Annotated in this window: 12 protein-coding genes; 11 read left to right on the forward strand and 1 reads right to left on the reverse strand. The window is 39.1% G+C overall.

The window, feature by feature from the left end; genetic code table 11:
• From IX38_RS23040 to IX38_RS14110, 5 genes are all read left to right on the forward strand, one after another.
• A partial coding sequence (locus IX38_RS23040; RefSeq protein ID WP_034706061.1) for a glycosyltransferase family protein occupies positions 1-357 on the forward strand: 357 nt, incomplete at its 5' end.
• Positions 354-1,919, forward strand: coding sequence for a hypothetical protein (locus IX38_RS14095; RefSeq protein ID WP_034706063.1), 1,566 nt, complete (start codon positions 354-356; stop codon positions 1,917-1,919). The genes IX38_RS23040 and IX38_RS14095, both read left to right, overlap by 4 nt.
• 33 nt (positions 1,920-1,952) lie before the next feature.
• Positions 1,953-2,864, forward strand: coding sequence for a glycosyltransferase family 2 protein (locus IX38_RS14100; RefSeq protein WP_034706065.1), 912 nt, complete (start codon positions 1,953-1,955; stop codon positions 2,862-2,864).
• Between the two features lie 229 nt (positions 2,865-3,093).
• Positions 3,094-4,821 (forward strand): glutamate--tRNA ligase, encoded by a 1,728-nt coding sequence (gene gltX / locus IX38_RS14105; protein ID WP_034706067.1) that lies wholly within the window; start codon positions 3,094-3,096, stop codon positions 4,819-4,821.
• 48 nt (positions 4,822-4,869) lie between these two features.
• Positions 4,870-5,826 (forward strand): acetyl-CoA carboxylase carboxyltransferase subunit alpha, encoded by a 957-nt coding sequence (locus tag IX38_RS14110; RefSeq protein ID WP_034706069.1) that lies wholly within the window; start codon positions 4,870-4,872, stop codon positions 5,824-5,826.
• A gap of 139 nt (positions 5,827-5,965) precedes the next feature.
• Here the strand turns inward: IX38_RS14110 and IX38_RS14115 are convergent, their stop codons facing one another.
• Complete coding sequence (locus IX38_RS14115) at positions 5,966-6,727, reverse strand: DUF6759 domain-containing protein (protein ID WP_034706071.1); 762 nt, start codon at positions 6,725-6,727, stop codon at positions 5,966-5,968.
• 144 nt (positions 6,728-6,871) lie between these two features.
• Between IX38_RS14115 and tsf the strand changes: the two genes are divergently transcribed.
• From tsf to IX38_RS14145, 6 genes are all read left to right on the forward strand, one after another.
• Complete coding sequence (gene tsf, locus IX38_RS14120; protein WP_034706073.1) at positions 6,872-7,699, forward strand: translation elongation factor Ts; 828 nt, start codon at positions 6,872-6,874, stop codon at positions 7,697-7,699.
• A gap of 192 nt (positions 7,700-7,891) precedes the next feature.
• Positions 7,892-11,242, forward strand: a complete 3,351-nt coding sequence (locus IX38_RS14125) for a T9SS type B sorting domain-containing protein (RefSeq protein ID WP_034706075.1) — start codon at positions 7,892-7,894, stop codon at positions 11,240-11,242.
• 76 nt (positions 11,243-11,318) lie between these two features.
• Positions 11,319-14,174, forward strand: a complete 2,856-nt coding sequence (locus tag IX38_RS14130; protein WP_034706076.1) for a T9SS type B sorting domain-containing protein — start codon at positions 11,319-11,321, stop codon at positions 14,172-14,174.
• A 113-nt stretch (positions 14,175-14,287) separates the two neighbouring features.
• Entirely contained in the window at positions 14,288-17,680 is a 3,393-nt protein-coding gene (locus IX38_RS14135; RefSeq protein ID WP_034706077.1) for a T9SS type B sorting domain-containing protein, read from the forward strand.
• 161 nt (positions 17,681-17,841) lie between these two features.
• The gene (locus IX38_RS14140) at positions 17,842-18,630 is read left to right on the forward strand and encodes a hypothetical protein (RefSeq protein WP_051884761.1); all 789 of its coding nucleotides are present in this window, start codon (positions 17,842-17,844) and stop codon (positions 18,628-18,630) included.
• A 195-nt stretch (positions 18,631-18,825) separates the two neighbouring features.
• On the forward strand, positions 18,826-19,599 hold the full coding sequence (locus tag IX38_RS14145) for a DUF6759 domain-containing protein (RefSeq protein WP_034706082.1): 774 nt from the start codon (positions 18,826-18,828) through the stop codon (positions 19,597-19,599).
• The last annotated feature ends 42 nt before the right edge of the window (positions 19,600-19,641 follow it).

A 19,641-nucleotide genomic window follows, 5' to 3' on the forward strand; every position in this document is an offset into this window, starting at 1 on the left:
ATTGATAAGAAGAATATTGATATTTTAAAATTCGGAAGAAAAAAAATACCTCATCACGCACTCCCTGGCTATTATAAGAATACCAAAGTGATCCTTGACCTGATGCGTGCTGACCAGACGGGACTCAGCTTCAGGATATTTGAAGCAATGGCCCTGGAAAAGAAAATCATTACGGATAATCCGACGATCAAGACGTATGATTTTTATAATCCCAACAATATCTTGGTCCTGGATAAGAATTTCCGCAATCTGAAAAAAGATTTTTTCAGCAAGCCATACGAAAAACTCCTGGAAGATGTTTATTATAAGTATACTCTTGACCATTGGGTGAACACTGTTTTTAAACTGAATTCATGAAAGAAATAAAAAATGTACTTATTGCAGGCAGGAATTATATGACAAATATGGATTCGATACCCCTTTATAATGAAAAAAAGATTTTCTCCTACGGAATATTATTTTTATCAGGTCTATATTTTGCTTTCATAAGTGTTTATTCTATCAATCAGGCTGATTTGGGATTTCAGTTATCAGCAGTGGAAAGATTAAAAACAGGGCAGATTATCTATAAAGACTACGATTTTATCCGTCCATTTTTTGGGGTTATTTTTTGGGATTACCTGCTCAAGTTGATTCCGTTGCAGTCTGATTATTTAATTCTAATTTCCAGAATCCTTGTTATTGTAGAAAGCTTTATCATCTGTTATGTCATACAGAAGCTTATCTTTAACAGGAAGGACCTACAGACTACCGTATTTCTGGTATTATGTTTTCTCCATACTTTCCCTATCATGCCCTGGCATACTATAGATGGAGTTTTCTTTGCTGTGCTTGCTTTGCTGTTTTATAAAAAAAAATGGTATCTGAGTTCACTTCTTTTTATTGTATTTGCCTCACTTACCAAGCAATCGTTTGTTATTTTCGGACTGGGGGCTGGAGTGATTATTCTGATTGATCTGTTTAAAAAATTTGTGATCACAAAAAAAGATCTGTACCTCTTCATTCCTTCTTTTTTATTCTTCATTGCAGTACTGTTTCAGTATCGGATTATTGAAAATTTCAACTTATTTATAGAACAGGTTTTACAACCTGCATCGCCATCTTATATTTATGAGGGTTGTATAGCTCCTTACTTTTCTTTTGAAAAAAAATTTCACACCATACTTTATATCATTTCATTGGTACTGATCTATTTTATAAACATTAACAGGAAAGTATTTGAAATAGCATTGGTGGCTGTATTGCCTGTCTTTATCATATATCCTTTTTTTAATGACGGACAGTTCAAGGGAACTTATGTTTTGTATGTCATCTTATTTATCTTATTTCTAAAGTATGAACGGCAAAATAAATTTATATTTTTATTGCTGTTTCTCGGGTGGTGCTCTTCCATATCCTGGGGATATAATACACCTGCTTTTTTTATTTTAATTCTTCTTTATAAGTTCATAGAAAACCAAGACAGATTTTTCATGCTTTTATGGGGAATTATATTAACCGTTTTTTCAATATATAGGGATAAGTATCCTTATCATTCCGAAAGTCTTACCTCTAAACATGTTTTTATTAAAAACGTTCCGGCAGTTTCAGGGCTGTTGGTTTCGGAAAAAGAATATTCCTATATCCTGGAGGCACAGCAGATACATAAAATACATAAAGATGTTATATTCTTACCCGCCTCTCCGCTTCTGGATATTATTAACGCAAGTTTTTTAAATCGTGCATCATGGGAAATGGATATTGAATATCCGAGCTGGAAATCTGATCTTCAAAAAATAAAAACAAACACAATAGCAGTAGATAATAATCTCCTGCATTACTATAAAGACGGCTTCTTTGTCAGTTCAATAACGCTTGAACTTATGAAACAAAAAAAAGCAATCAAGAAGACAAAATATTTTACCATTTACGGTAATTAAACTCATCCTATCTAAAATCAGTATCTTTAAACAATGAATAATCCGCCGCTTGTAAGCCTTATCATCATCACTATGAACCATGAAAAGTTCATTGAGCAGGCATGCTTGTCCGCCATTTCGCAGACCTATCCCAATTACGAAATTATTCTTTTGGATAATGCCTCAAATGACAGGACATTTGAAAATGCAGAACAGTCCCTTTCCAAGTTTGATAAGCATTATAAGATGATCAGAAACACCGAAAGCTTCGGTGTGGCCAAAAACATTAACATTGCAGTCTCGCATGCTTCGGGAGAATACATTTCCATACTTTCGGGAGACGACTGGTTTACGGAAGACCATCTTTCAGAAAAAGTATCATACATAGGGAAAAATCCGGTAGACTTTATCCTTTCGGACGGCTATAAATATTACCAGTCGGAAGAGAAAATGACAGATGCCTATACTCCGAAAGAGAAAAAACAGATCATAGAAGGTCTTGACAATTTTTTCCATGAAAATGTTTCGGAAAACAAAACGGCCAATGTAGGAACATTTGTAAAAAGAGAACTTCTGGTGAAATATCCGTTTGATGAAAACATCAATACCGAAGACTGGGATATGAATCTGAGGCTTACCTCCAAAGGCTATAAAATTGGGTTTCTCGACAAGAAATTATTTTATTACAGAATCCTTTCCACCAGCCTTTCGAGAAACTGGAAACTGATGAAAGATTCTTATGAAAAAGTGACTCATAAATATATTGATTACATAAAAGCAGATCAGGAGCTTTATAAAAAATACAGGCTTAAGCTTATCCATTTCAAATACGAAATCCTTTTATCTGAAACGGTTTCAGAATCTGAAAAAGAAAAACTGCAAACAGAATGGAAAAAAGAAAAGTACAGAATTAAGTACAAAAATCCTGTTCTATTCTTCAAGCTGCTGATGCTTAAAAATAAATAAAAGATTGAAAGATTGAAAGATTGAAGGTATTGAGGCCTCTAAAGAATAATGACACTATTTTATTAATTTTCTTAAACTTATTTAATCGAATTTTACAATAACTGTAAGAAATTATTCACCCAATAATAACTTCCTCCCTTCCCTCTTCCAGCTTCCGGCCCTTTAATCTTATTTTCTTAACACGAACTCGCTTAATTTTAAGTAAATTTGCACCAAAATTTTTATTGAAATGGAGAAAGTAAGAGTTCGTTTTGCTCCAAGTCCTACCGGACCTTTGCATTTGGGAGGCGTAAGAACCGCATTATATGATTATCTTTTTGCCAAAAACCAGGGTGGTGAATTTGTACTTCGAATAGAAGATACAGATACGGCGAGATATGTAGAAGGAGCTGAAGACTATATCGAAGAAGCTTTAGAATGGTGCGGAATCATTCCAGATGAAAGTCCTAAGAAAGGAGGGAAATTTGCACCTTACAGACAGTCTGAAAGAAGGGACATCTACGACAGATATACGGAGCAGATCCTGAAAACAGATTATGCCTACATCGCTTTTGACACCCCTGAAGAACTGGATGCGATCCGTGCTGAGTTTGAAGCGGAAGGAAATGTTTTCTCTTATGACAACAAAACCAGAAACAGGCTGAGAAACAGCATTGCACTTTCTGAAGAGGAAGTTCAGCAATTACTGGATGAAAAAACACCTTACGTGGTGAGATTCAAAATGCCGGTTGACAGAACATTAAACCTTCAGGATATCATCCGCGGAAATTCTTCCGTGAATACCAATACACTGGACGATAAAGTTCTTGTAAAGAACGACGGAATGCCGACTTATCATTTCGCCAACATCATCGATGACCACGAAATGGAAATTTCCCATGTGATCCGTGGCGAAGAATGGCTGCCGTCCTTAGGCCTTCACACTTTATTATACGAAGCTATGGGCTGGGAAGCACCTCAGTTCGCCCATCTTTCTCTGATATTAAAGCCTGATATATCAACTTTAATTAATAAAGATAATATTGACAGCATCACAAAATCTTTTGCAGAAGAATTTATCCTGAAAAACAGCCAGTTTTCTCTTGATGAATCGTCAGCGCTGATTAAGTCATTCTTTGCAGAAGTAAAAAGCCCGAGATTTAAATCAATGCTGGGCGAAAATGATAAAGATAATCCATTAACGGCTTCTGTAAAACAGTTTTTAAAGAAAGGACTTTCCGGAAAGCTAAGCAAAAGAGATGGTGATAAATTTGGATTCCCTGTATTCCCGCTGGATTTCAAAGATCCTTCAACAGGAGCTGTTTCTAAAGGATACAGAGAAAACGGATATCTTCCTGATGCATTCATCAATATGGTTGCCCTGTTAGGCTGGACTCCTGCAAATGATAAAGAAATCCTGTCACTGGAAGAAATGGGTAAAGAATTCGATCTTCATAAAGTACATAAAGCAGGTGCCAGATTCAGCAAGGAAAAATCAGAATGGTTCAACCATCAGTATATCCAGATGACGTCTGACGATGAACTTCTTCAGATGTTAAAGAATACAGATCTTGACTTTTCCGGTGTTTCCGATGAAAAACTGATAAAGATCATCGGTTTGATGAAAGAAAGAGCTATCTTCCCGAAAGATATTTACGAAAACGGAAAATTTTTCTTTGAAGCTCCGGTTTCTTATGATGAGAAAGCAGGTAAAAAAGCCTGGAATGAAGAAACTTCTGCCGTTTTAGGCGAATTAGCAGAAAATCTTACCAACACTGAATTCACCTCAGAAATCCTGAAGCATACAGTCCACGATTTCGCGGAAAACAAAGGCCTGGGGATGGGAAAAGTGATGATGCCACTCCGTTTATCTTTAGTGGGAGAGCTGAAAGGCCCGGATGTTCCGGATATCATGGAACTGATTGGAAAAGAGGAAAGTATCTCCCGAATAAACAATGCTATCAATAATTTTAAATAGTTTTTCATAATTTTTCATAAATTTGAAAGATTTAATTTACTTCAAGAAATGGAATATTTAAGTTTCGAACTTCCTATAAAAGATCTGATGGATCAACTTCAGACCTGTTCTTTAGTAGGAGAAGAAAGTGGTGTTGATGTAAAATTAGCATGCAGCCAGATTGAGGATAAGATTTTGGAAAAGAAAAAAGAAATCTACCAAAACCTCACCCCTTGGCAGAGAGTACAACTATCCCGTCATCCCGATCGTCCTTATACAATTGATTATATCAAAGGAATGGTAGATAAGGGAAGTTTTCTGGAACTTCACGGTGACAGAAATTTCGCGGACGACCCTGCAATGATTGGCGGTTTAGCGACATTGGATGGTCAGAAAGTAATGATCATAGGTACCCAGAAAGGGAGAACCACCAAAGAAAGACAGTACAGAAGATTCGGAATGCCGAATCCTGAAGGATACAGAAAAGCTTTACGACTGATGAAGCTTGCTGAAAAATTCAAAATCCCTGTGGTGACTTTAGTAGATACACCGGGAGCTTATCCTGGATTGGAAGCTGAAGAAAGAGGACAGGGTGAAGCAATTGCCAGAAACATTTTCGAAATGGTGCAGCTTAAAACTCCGATTTTCACTTATATTATCGGTGAAGGAGCTAGTGGCGGAGCTTTGGGAATAGGTGTAGGAAACAAAGTATACATGCTTGAAAACACTTGGTATACAGTAATTGCTCCGGAAAGCTGTTCTTCTATCTTATGGAGAAACTGGGATCACAAAGAAGATGCAGCCAATGCATTAAATCTTACCCCAAAAGATGCCTTAAGAGAAAAATTCATTGACGGTATTATTGAAGAACCGCTTGGAGGGGCTCAATATGATCCGGAAACAGCTTATCTGAATCTGAAACATTCGATTTTACAGAATATCAAAGCTTTTTCAAAATTCTCAGGACAGGAACTTGAAACCCAAAGGCAGGAGAAATTCATTGCCATGGGTCAATATAAAGGATAAAAAAAACAAAAACGGTTAAGAAATTTTCTTAACCGTTTTTGTTTATAGTTTAGGCTGAATCCGGGAAAAGAAAATATGTGAACCAATTTTATTTTTACTCTTTATCCGAATTCAGATTAATTCAGTTCCTCCTCATTTATTATTCAGCTACATTGAGGGCAATTTCAATATCCTGAGTGACCTTCTTTATCGAAGAATATTTGGCATCACACACCATTGTAGTGAGGACATATTCTCCTTTATCTATCAGAATAAAATTCTGTCCTTTCGCCGGAACCGTCAAATTATAATATTTTTTTCCGCTTATTTTTATGATCAGGTTACAGCTTGACCTGTTTTTGATATTGATATAAGCTTCATTTTTATTCAGGTCATTATTAAAAAGATGAGTAAGCATTGCTGCCGTTTTTTTATTAGATTCACTGGGTCCTGATTTGGCAACACCAGCAGTTTTGGCTGAACTTACCGAAGCATAACTTGCCAGTCTTTCTTCCTTTAAAGCATTGATAGCATCATTCACTTTATCTGTTTTTTTTGTATTATTTTCAACAGATGCTTTATTGGTGGAGATCACTTTACGATTGTTCAGTTCATTGTTTTGAACAATTCTTTCAATTTTTTCTTTACTGATCGGTTTAATGGTAGGTTTGGCTTCAGGGGAATTGTCAGCCATAATCATATCAATAAGTTTTCTTTTAAAATAATCCGTTTTGGCGTGCCCGGGGTTTTGTTTCAGGAAGCCGGCAATCACCCTGGCCTCTTTAGAAGCTTCGGCATCCTGCTCTGTATAGATGATTACCGTTTCTTTTTCTACTACAGCCTTGGATTTCGGTTTCTTCTTTTTTTGGGAGAAACCTAGGGTAAAAATGCATAGAAATATAAGTAGAAAGATTTTTTTCATTAATCAGGTCTTTAAAATAGTATTAAATATATCAATAACGTGAAAAGTCATTTTTTAGTTTATCATTAAAATCATTATCTTTGCACTGCTTTAAAATTAAGCTAAAAATTAATACTAATCTTAAATAAAAAAATAATAGATATTATGTCTTATACACCAGTTGCTGCAGACGTAGCGAAATTAAGAAACCAAACAGGTGCAGGTATGATGGACTGCAAGAAAGCTCTAGTTGAAGCAGAAGGAGACTTCGAAAAAGCGGTAGATATCCTTAGAAAAAAAGGACAGAAAGTTGCTGCTAACAGAGCTGACAGAGACTCTTCCGAAGGTGCGGTAATCGCTAGAGTAAACGAGGACAACACTTTAGGTGTGGTAATCTCTTTAAACTGCGAAACTGACTTCGTTGCAAAAAATGAAGCTTTCATCGAGCTGGCTTACGAATTTGCTGAAATGGCAATCTTCGCGGCTACTAAAGAAGAGCTTTTAGCTACAGATTTCCACGGAATGACTGTTGCTGAAAAATTAATTGAGCAAACAGGAGTTATTGGTGAGAAGATCGAGATCGGAGCTTTCGAAAGAATCGAAGGACCATTCTTGGGTGCTTACATCCACGCTGGAAACAAAATTGCTGCTATCACTGCGCTTTCTGCTAAAGTAGACGGAGCTGACGAAGCTGCTAAATCTGTTTCTATGCAGGTTGCTGCCATGAACCCTATCGCTTTGGATGAAACCAGAGTTTCTCAGGAAACTATCGATAAAGAATTAGAAATCGAAAGAGAACTTCTTGTAAAAGAAGGTAAGCCGGAGAACATTATCGACAATATCCTTAAAGGTAAAATGCAGAAGTTCTACAAAGACAATACATTGGTACACCAGTCTTTCATTAAAGACGGAAGTATTTCTGTTGCGGACTATGTAAAATCGGTAAACGGAGACCTTAAAGTAACAGGATTTGTAAGAGTAAGCCTGGCTTAATCATCTTTCAAAGAAAATACTGATCCCGGTGAAATTCACCGGGATTTTTTTATGGGACAATGCGGACTGTTAACCCAATATGAAGCCAATTTTAAATATTCATCAATATGACCACAAACAGCAATACGGGAAATATTTAATGTAAAATTTTGATTATTAATGTTTAAATTTGCGGCCCCTTTATAATAATGCATGAAAAAATTTCTACTGGCTGTCTGCACTTTTCTTTGTTTATTCGTCAATGCACAATTGGATACCGAGCACTGGTTTGCTCCTATGTCCGCAAGCTCTCTCCAGGGTGCGCCGCAATGCTATTTATACCTGTCTACCAATGAGACCATCCCATTTTCGGTACAGGTTTCCAATAATAACACTGTATTTTCTACCGTACAGGTGAGCAAAGGAAATCCTGTACAGCTAAACGTTCCAGTCAATTATATGATTGCTTCCACCGTGAACAGCCTGTTTACCCAGAACAACATGGGCCTGCATGCAAAAGGATCCAAAAAATTCTTTGCCAATTTCAGGTTTTCAGTACCCAACCAGGCTGAAATTATTACCTCGAAAGGGCTGGCCGGAATCGGGAAAACGTTCTTCATAGGAACAGCCCCCACTACCTATCCAAAAGATTATGTAAACTCCACTGTGGGAGTAACCGCTACTGAAGACAATACTACTGTAACTTTATCTGGATATAATCCTGACGTTGTTTTCTCCGACGGCAGTGTAATGCCAACCAGAACATTCACCATCAATAAGGGAAAATCCTATATCTTAGATGTAATAAGTGACATGGGAGGATTGAGTAACAGAAAAGGATTACTGGGCGCAAAACTTGTTGCAGACAAACCAATATCGGTAACGAACGGAAACTTCAACGGTCTCTATACCACTCAGAACAACAGTAATGTAGACATCCTTATGGACCAGGCAATTCCTGTGGACAGATTAGGAAAAGATTTCGTCATGGTAAAAGGAAACGGACCTGCGAGCTCAGGGATGGAAAAGGCCTTAGTGATTGCAACAGAGAATAATACCACCCTTATTGTCAACGGAAATCCTGTACCGGGTGTTAGCCTCAATGCCGGAGGATATTATCTTATAGAAGGCACAAGCTATATCAATCAGGGTAACGGAAATTATAATATGAGCATCTCTGCCAGCAAGAATGTCTATGTGTATCAGCTTCTGGCCGGAACTTCCGGAAATACGGTTTATCAGACAGGTGGAATGAATTTCATACCACCGTTAAGCTGTTTTTTACCTAACGAGATCAATGAAATTGGATTTATTAATAAAATCGGAACAACCTATTATGATACTAAACTTAATATCATCACGCAAACTGGTGCATCTGTAACGCTGAACGGGAATCCCATCGCTGCAGCCAACGGTCCTTTCACAGTAACCGGAAACCCTGGCTGGGTCACTTATTCCGTGATGAATGTTTCAGGAAATATTACCGTGAATTCTACAAAACCTGTGACAGCCGGAATAGCAGCCGGAAACGGATCTGTAGGTTATGGAGGCTATTTTGCAGGATTCTCTTCCGTTCCTGCCATCACAAAAACAGGGGATTGCTATGCTGGAATCCGTCTTGAAGTAGATAACAGCTATGATGCGTATCAATGGTATTTTAATGGAGTGGCAATTCCCGGGGCGACTTCTTATTTTATCAACCCGGAATTATACGGTGCCGGAACTTATACCTGCTATATCACGAAAAATAACTGTGAGTCCAGACTTACCTCTGAATATCAATATACCTTATGCCCGCCGATATCTACAACAACCTACAACATCGGATCGTGTAATACAAAAGTGATTACTCCGGTTTTCACAAATTCTACACAGACGATTGTCCCTTCACACACAAGCATTATTTCCCAGGCAACCAATGGTACAGCCACAGTAAATCCTGCCACAGGACAGATTACATATGTTCCCAATACAGGTCTTACGACTGATACGACAGATTCCTTCATCTATTATATTGATGGAAATGGGAATCCTGCTGATTTTGAATATTTCAAAGTAGTGGTGAACATTGATGTTCTTCAAACCCAAAATGCAGCTTTATCTTCCTGCGCCAATGCCGGCGGAAACGGAACATTTGACCTTACTGCTGCTGTTTTAAGTCCGGATCCGGGCACTACGGCAACTTATTACACCAATGCTAATTTAACGGGACAGATTACAACTCCTACCTCCTATTCAGGCCCTGCAGGAACGATCTATGCTAATGTGACTTCGGCATCCGGATGTTCTAAACCTACGCAGATTACATTAACGCTGAATTCTTCACCCAATGTGAATACCGGTAATTTTAATGCAAGCTTTTGTGATGACAATTTTGACGGAATCATAAGTGTAAACTTTGGTACTGTGACACCGCAGATAGTAAGCAACCCTGCCAGCTTCACTGTGAAATATTATCTTGTCCAGGCGGATGCGACTGCGGGAAACAACAATACGCTTCCAGCCAACTGGACCTATAATACGAATACAACTGTTTATGTAAGAGTTTCATCCAACGTTGGTGACTGTCCTCCGGCATTTGGACAGATCAACTTTACGATCGGAAATAAAATCACTTTAATAACAAATTCTGTTACAGCAGATGTTTGCGACAATGACCTCAGCGGATCTGAATCATCCAGTCTTAACGATTATAAAAATTTATTTACGGCAGATCCAACGGTAATCCTGTCATTTCATACTTCCCTGGCCGATGCTCAGGCGGGAACCAATCCTATTTCTCCTGCACAGAATATCACTTCAGTACACACTTATTATGTAAGATTTCAAAGCAGCACAGGATGTCCCAATACCGGAATCCTTAAGCTTACTTTGAAAACGCCTAAACGATCTGAAAGGCTCCACAATCAGGTTGTCTGCTCAGATGAAAAAGTAATACTGGATGCAGGACCGGGATTCTCATCTTACCTTTGGAGCAATGGTGCTACAACGCAGAGCATCACAGTAGGGGCGGGAAATTATTATGTAGACCTTGGATCTAACGGATGTGTATACCGCCAGACCGTAAGTGTAACAACGGCTCAGGCTCCTGCTATTACCAGAATTGACACATCGGGTTCTACAGCGACAGTGTATGTAACCGGCGGAACCCCTCCCTATCAGTATTCACTGGATGGATTTAATTATCAGTCTTCTCATGTTTTCATCGGGCTTTCAAGAGGGATGCATAAGGTATATGTGCTGGGTTCAGACGGATGTATGCCTGTTACCAAAGAATTTTTGATCCTGAATCTTGTTAATGCCATCACACCGAACGGCGACGGTCTTAATGATGTTCTCAATTATTCAGATTTAAGGATCAAGCAGAATGTAAAAATAGAGGTTGCCGACCGCTATGGCTTCTCTGTTTACCAATCGTCCGACAAGAATTATATATGGGACGGAAAGGCAAACGGAAGAAATCTTCCTACGGGTACCTATTGGTATGTTATCACATGGACAGAGCCTGACACCAAATTACCAGTTTCACATTCCGGATGGCTTTTAATTAAAAATCGTGATTAATTTCTAACTTTTGTTATATTTATTAATACTTTTTCAAATATTATTTTAAATTTGTAGAAATCCTAATTCCACAAACATGAAAAGATTTCTACTCAGCTTGGTATTATTTCTTTTATCAGTTAATACACTCTTTGCACAAAGAGATACGGAGCATTGGTTTGCCCCTATGGCAGCTAAGCCCAGCGCGCTGAACAGTCCTAAACAGGCCTTATATTTCTCTACAGATTCTGTAACCCCATTTCCTGTAGAAATATACAGTAACGGTGCATTGCTTGGGACAGTAACCATCATGAAGGGTGATCCAAAAGTATTTAACATTACTACAGCGACAATGATCACTTCTACTCCGGCCGAAATGTTTACACCAATCGGTAAAGGAATCTATACTAAAGGACTAAAGCCATATTATGTTAATTTCAGATTCAGTGTTACCAGCCACGGGGAAATATTAACTTCCAAGGGGAAAGCAGGGATTGGAAAAAAATTCTACGCTGCTTCTGCCCCGATGACCGGTGAAAGTATTATCTATTTAAATTTTACGGCCGGTGTTATGGCTACTGAAGACAATACCACGGTTACCGTTTCAGGATATAGCCCGGGACTGCAGTTTACAAACGGCAGTACAGGAACTACGACTCCAACAATGTCGTTTACCCTTAACAAAGGACAGGCTTATATCATTGAGGGACGCGATAATACAGGAACCAATGCCACAGGTTTTATTGGCGCGAAAATAGAAGCCAATAAACCCGTATCGGTTACCAATGGTAACTTTAACGGTCAGTTTGCCCTTCCTCCAAGCGCAGGATCCTCCGGTTCTGATATTGTAATGGACCAATCAGTTCCTACAGACCGATTAGGAAATGAATTCGTGCTTGTAAAAGGAAACGGAGACAACAACGACGGAGATGAAGATGCACTGATCATCGCAACTGAAGACAACACGGAAATATTTCTCAACGGGTCTACCACTCCTGTCCAAACCCTGAATGAAGGACAATGGATGAGAGTAGGCCAGGGACCCAACAATACCTATGTATTCCCATATATTGATCAGGGGAATTCTCACTTCAATATGCACATCAAAACCTCTAAAAATGCATATGTATATCAGCTTTTAGCCGGTCTTCCAAACAGTACGGCAACAGAAGGCTTCAATTACATCCCGCCTTTGAACTGCTTCCTGCCGAGAAAAATCGACGAGATCGGATTGATCAATGAACTTCCTGAAACTTCTTCCAGCGGAACTAAAAATATAAAATTAAATATCCTTACTGAAACGGGAGCAGCAGTTACCGTAAATGGAGTTGCACCTCCGGCTACACAAGGACCTTTCACTGTAACAGGAACTACTGCATGGGTATCTTATTCTGTTCCCAATATTACAGGAAATGTTACCGTTGTATCCTCTAAAGCAGTTACAGCAGGAATTTCTGCAGGAAGTGGAGCTGTAGGGTACGGTGGTTACTTTGCCGGATTCTCATCCATCCCTGTAATTGCCAAACGTTCCGGAGAATGTGCTCCCGGGATTGTTCTTGAAGTGGACGACAGCTATGAAGGCTACCAGTGGTTCTTAAACGGGACAGCTATTACGGGCGCAACAGCCAATACGTTTTCTCCTGTTGCTTCCGGAAACTATACGGTAAAAGTAACAATGGGTACATGCCCACCTGTTACAACTCCTATCTATAAGGTATTTACCTGTTTGAAACTGACTACACAAACACTGAATGCATGTTCTACGAAAGTAATTACGCCTGCCTTCACCTCTTCAACACAGACTCCTGTAGCAGGAACACTGGTTATCATAACTCCACCGGCAAACGGTACAGCCGTAGTGAACGCGAACGGAACGATCACCTATACTCCTACTACCAACTACTACGGTCCGGACCAGATCGTATATAAATTCTGCGGTAATGCTACTGAGTTTATCGATTGTGAACAGGTTACTTTAAAACTCACTGTAGTGCCGTTCGTTGTGAGAGATGCAGTAATCCAGGCATGTCAGTATGATGTGGATCCGTATGCTTATTTTGACCTAACCAAAGCCAGCGTTACCGACTATAATGCGGTAACCAAAAAATATTATCCTACAATGGCGGATCTTATTGCAGGAACCAATGAGATTACTCCTCCTGACAATTATCCATCTGCCGGCGGATTTGTTTATGTAAAAGTGACGACCAGCGAAGGATGTACAGCCAATGCAAAAATTCAGTTGATTCCTCTTCCTATCAAAAAATCACCGATACTTGTTGATCAGTTTATCTGTGTAGACAGCCAGACAAACCTGGATGCAGGACCCGGATACGAATCTTATCTATGGAATACAGGAGCTACAACATCTTCTATTCAAAATGTAGGTATTGGAGAATATTATGTAATTCTGGGCAAAAACGGATGTTCACTTAAACAGGTTGTAAGAGTAAGAAAAGTGGAAGACCCTGTCATCACCAAGATTGAAATATCCAACACCACAGCTACAGTGATTGTAAACGGCGGAAAACCTCCATACAAATATGCTGTGGATACACCGGGCAACTGGCAGGATTCTAATATATTTACAGGACTGACAAGAGGCCAGCATACTTTCTACGTGAAAGACATCTACAATTGTGACCCTACATCTGTAGAAGTAACGGTTCCTAATTTAGTAAACGCCATTACTCCTAACGGTGACAATAAAAATGATTATATAGATTACAGTGAGCTTGCCTATAAAGAAAACCTTACGTTTGTAATTTATGACAGATACGGAAACATGATATTTACCGGAAACAAATTCAATAATTACAAATGGGACGGAAAACATTATGACAAAAAACTGGTAACCGGAACCTATTGGTATCATATCAACTGGAATGAATCCAATAAAGAAAAAACTCCTATCCATTATACAGGATGGATTTTAGTTAAAAACATTGAATAATACTCTTAAATCAATAACAAAAAAACCGCGATTTTAACGTCGCGGTTTTTTTATTACTTTTTCAAGCCATGAATCCATTTTATTATTAAATTTGTGTTAAATCCTCCTGCTGAATGAAAAAAAATTTATCTTTTTTATTTATACTTTGCTTTTTCGCCTTTACCTTTGCCCAATTGGACAGGGAACACTGGTTTGCTCCCATGATGGATAGAAGTGCAAGTCCCAATCCGTATCAGAAGTTGTATTTATCGACCAACAGGACCACCCCGTTTCCGGTAAACATTTATAATAACAATGTACTTATCGGTACCGTAACCATCAGTAAGAATAATCCCCAGAAATTTGATGTACTAAGAAATTATATTATCACCACTCTTCAGACAGATCTTTTCACTCCTACTACGAAAGGATTATATTTAAAAGCAGAATTTCCTTTTTATGCCAATCTGAGGTTTTCCGTATTCAATCATGCAGAGATCATTACTTCCAAGGGAATACCTTCTACAGGAAAGAACTTTTATGCAGCAAACGCTCCTATCACGGTCAGTAATCCTATCTTAAACTTTATGGCCAGCGTTCTTGCAACCGAGGACAACACAACAGTTACAGTCAGTGGATATAAGCCTACAGTACAGTTTTCAAACGGAACTACCGGAGCTACAAATCCCACAATGACTTTTACACTCAATAAAGGACAGTCATACATTATAGATGGTATAGGTACAGCCAACACGGATGGTTTCATTGGCGCTAAGATCACAGCCAATAAACCCGTAAATGTCACCAATGGAAATTTCAACGGCCAGTATGCAGGAAATGAACCTTTAAGTTCTGATATTTTAATGGATCAGGCTGTTCCTGTCGAAAGGCTCGGAACTGAGTTTGCCATGGTAAAAGGAAACGGCAGCGTCGGGTCCAACATGGAAGGAGCCATTGTCGTTGCCACAGAAGACAATACGCAGATCTTTGTCAATGATGAAATTCCGCCGCTTACCACCTTAAATACTGGACAGTATTTTATTGTTCCGAATTCAAAATATAAGCTTCAGGGAGGAGGACATTATAATCTTTATCTTAAAACATCTAAAAACGCCTATGTTTACCAGATTCTTGCGGGAGATTCCGTTTCAGGAAGCGAGGTAGCAACGGGCGGTTTCAATTTTATTCCTGCCCTGAACTGCTATCTTCCGAAGCAGATCAATGAGCTGGGTTTTATTAATGAGAACTTTGTTCATTCCACGGCTAACCCATCAGGAGTTCTTAATATTCCTACCAGGCTGAACCTTATTACAGAAAGAGGGGCTAATGTCACGGTAAACGGAGCTGTTCCGCCAGCAACAGCAGGTCCATTCGATATGACAGGTACGAACAACTGGGTCACCTATGGAATACCTAATGTAACCGGAACCATCACTGTAATTTCAGACAAAGCCATCACAGCAGGAATTACGGCAGGAAGTAATGCTGTAGGATATGGAGGCTTTTTCGCCGGTTTTCCTACGCAGCCTGTTATATTAAGGTCTGGAGGAACCTGTGTTCCGGGCATCGTACTTACGGTAGACCCTGTTATTTATGATACCTACCAATGGTTTGTGAATGGAACGCTAATTCCCGGGGCTACAGGAGCATCCATCACTCCTGCACAGTCCGGATATTACACTTGTTCAGTGACCATGGGAAGATGTGCGCCATTGGTAACGGACCAGTATAAAGTGCTGAACTGTACAAAACTCACTACATCAACCTATAATGTCTGCAGCACAAAAACTATTACACCTGCATTCAGCAGCTCTCCACAGACACCTGTACCTTCTACAGTTGCTATCGTAAGTGCTCCTGCATTCGGAACGGCAGTGATAGACCCTGTGACGGGAATCATTACTTATACCGTTAATACACCCGGAACTACCGGGACGGATACCTTCACCTATACTTTCTGCGGAAATGATCCTGTTTTCCCAGACTGTGAAACAATAACCGTCACCATCAATATTCTTTCTCTTATTGTAACGAATGCTACATTGCATGCCTGTAATATCAACGGGCAGGGAACCTTTAATCTTACGTCTGCCAATATAACCAACAATTCACCGGTAACTATTACCTACTACCCTAGCCTGGCAGATGCCCAGACGGAAAATCCCGGGACACTTATCACTTCCACCAATGCCTATACTGCGCCGGACGGAACTATAGTGTATGCTGTGGTGAAAAATAACCAGGGCTGTAAAAGTATAGCCCAGATCACCCTTTCTTTATACAATCTGGCTATTGTACAGAATAATTATAACGGTATTTTCTGTGATGACAATATGGACGGAACAGTGACCGTCATACTCTCCAATATAACAGGCATTGTACTGAATAACCCCGGTTATTTTACCAACGTAAGGTATTACGCATCCCTTGCTGATGCCAATGCTGGAAATGCCAATACCCTTCCTAATAACTGGAGCTATACGGCTACAACTACCATTTACATAAGAGTTGAATCTCCCGATGGCTGTGCTGTCGTAGTGAAACCTTTACAGTTCAGTATCGGAGCGCGTATTTCTTTATTAACACTTGCAGCGGTGACAAATATTTGTGATGATGATCTTGACGGAATAAAAGCAGTTAATCTCGCACAGTTTATTCCACAGTTTACAGCAGATCCCAACGTAACTTATACTTTTCACGGAAATTTGACGGATGCCCAGAATGACAGCAATCCTATAGCGGCAACAGTTAATATTACCGGGACACAGACTTATTATATACGGTTTGAGAAAAATGGTGTCTGCCCCGAGGTTGCATCTATTAAAATCACAGTTAAAGTCCCTAAGAAATCTGATCTCTTGAAAGACCAGATTATCTGTCCTAAAGCCACCACTAAATTAGATGCCGGTCCCGGATTTGAAAAGTACCTGTGGAGTACGGGAGCTACTTCACCTTCTATTTCCAATGTTCCGGCAGGAAGCTACTGGGTAGAGCTTACATTCAATGGCTGTGTTTACAAACAGTATGTTACCGTTACAGAAGCCGCTATCCCGGTAATTGCTTCTATTGAAATCAACGGAACCACCGTAACGGTTGGAGCAAGCGGCGGTACACCTCCTTATGAATATTCCCTGGATGGAGTTAGCTGGCAGAGCTCGAATGCTTTCAACAACGTGCCAAGAGGAAGCCATTTCGTTTTTGTGAGAGATTCTAAGTTATGTAGTGAAGCAAGCAGACCATTTGCCATCATCAACCTGATCAATACCATCACTCCTAACGGCGACGGCCACAATGATGACATAAACTACTCCGCTTTAATGAGTAATACGAATCTGGAATTCAGAATATTTGACCGTTACGGAGCCGAAATATTCAGAGGAAGCCCTACCAACCGGTATACCTGGGATGGAAGAATGGGCGGAAGGCCCGTACCAACAGCCACCTACTGGTATTTTATCACATGGACTGAATACGGCACTTCTACTTCTGTAAAATACACAAGCTGGCTGCTGGTAAAACATAAGTAATGAAATGATTTCAGCTTAAATTTCATGATACCGTTTTCATTTGTGAAAATTTATAACATTCATTAACAGTTGAGTGTTAAAGTTTAATATAACTTTAACCTCCAATAACTATCTTAATAGGTATAAATTGCTGTATTTCTACGTAATTTTGCCCCAATTATATGAAGAAGTTAATTACCCTTTTGATGCTGATTTTTCTGGCAAAAATCAATGCACAGACATACTCCGGAGAGGTATTTTTAAGAGACAATTCAATCTTGTATCTCAACCAGGTTTATGTAACCAATCTGAATACTCAGAAAACGGTACTTACCGACTATAACGGCACTTATACCGTCCCCGCAGCTCCCGGAGATGTGATCCGTTTTACTTCTATCGTCACAGAGCGAAAAGATGTGAAACTTACTCCTCAGATGATGCAGCAGAAAAATTTAATTGAACTAAAAATTGCGTATTACGAGATTCAGGAGATTGTACTGAGCAGATTCAAGCCTACCGGAAACCTGAGGTATGACGTAAATTCCATAAGAAAAGAGGATAAAGGACTGGCGATCAAAAAAGTAATCGGGCTGCCTGAGCCAAAAGGTGACGGGACCTCTCCGGAGCTTCCGGTTGCCGGATTGAGGGACGGAGGACTTACTTTCAGCTTAGAAAGCATCTATGATATCCTTTCGGGAGACCGTAAGAAAAAACAGCGTTATATGGCATATGAGAGAATGAATAATTCTGTGACGCAGATTAAGAATTATCTTGGTAAAGACTATTTCGCAAAATTCAAAATCCCTGAAAATCTTATTGACAATTTCCTTCAGTTTGTTTATACTTCAGAAAATATTGAAGCTTATGTACTCTCCGGTAATTTTGAAGCTATAAAAATCCCTATCGAAAAATATCTGCCGATCTACCAGAAAAGACTTAAGACCTCGAATCTTCAGGAAGTCATAAAATAAGTCCGTCCGGGTCATTGAAGGAATGTATATTGTTTAACAATTTGTGATGCACATTCCTTTTTATTTAAAAAAATGTTTATTTTTATCTCACAATAAAGTGTATAAAATAAAAGCCAGGGTATTTCGTTATTATAATAACTAACCGACCAAAACACAAATTAAGGAGGACATCAGCTTTTAACTTAATATCTGTTAATGAAAAAATTACTTTTACTGTTTGTTTCTGTTCTATTTTTTAATGTATCTGCCCAAAAAAAAGGGAAAGACTACAGCAATATTTTAAAAAGTAAGAATATTTATGAAATCAATGCATTTCTAAGGGATGCACATCCTGATGATCCCAGAAGGTCTGTACTAAAGCCCCGGGTTATGGAGATGATGACCCAATACATAAAAGATGCCCACCCTGCGGACCAGAAAGTAAAAGATATGCAGGAAATGCTTGCCCTGCTGAAAAGAAGACCGTCTACAAAGATCAGTTTTGATGAAATGAATGCCATTATCAAACAGAAACAGATCGCTAAGTATAAGGCAGAACTCGCTGCCAAACAGCCTACTGTTGTTTATACCCCAAGCACTACCCAAAATGCTTTTGTTATCAATACCTCCGCCAATGTTGCTGTTCCGAATGCAGAAGCTGAAGAATTCAATATGCTGATGGCCGTGAATCCCGTGGAACACAAGAATAAAACGGTAAAAATATTAAATTCACTGTTCGATAATGACCCGAACAGCAAGGAAAGTATAGTTCTTATCAAGAATAATTCTGACTGTAATATCATTGTAAGAATGGAAGGAGTGGGAACCACTAAATACAGGCTTGCCGTTCCTGCCCACGATGAAAGCACGATTGTTATAGCCAAGGGACAGTATCTTTTCACAAGTCTTGTTTGCGGCGCACAGTATGCTTCCCAAAAGACAATTGAAAAAGCGATTATGGTAGCATTGGGAACTTCCGCAGCACAGTAAACCTTTTATAAATATGCCCGGACCTGTCTTTTATGCTTAAAG

Source organism: Chryseobacterium luteum (assembly GCF_000737785.1).
Lineage (GTDB): Bacteria > Bacteroidota > Bacteroidia > Flavobacteriales > Weeksellaceae > Chryseobacterium > Chryseobacterium luteum.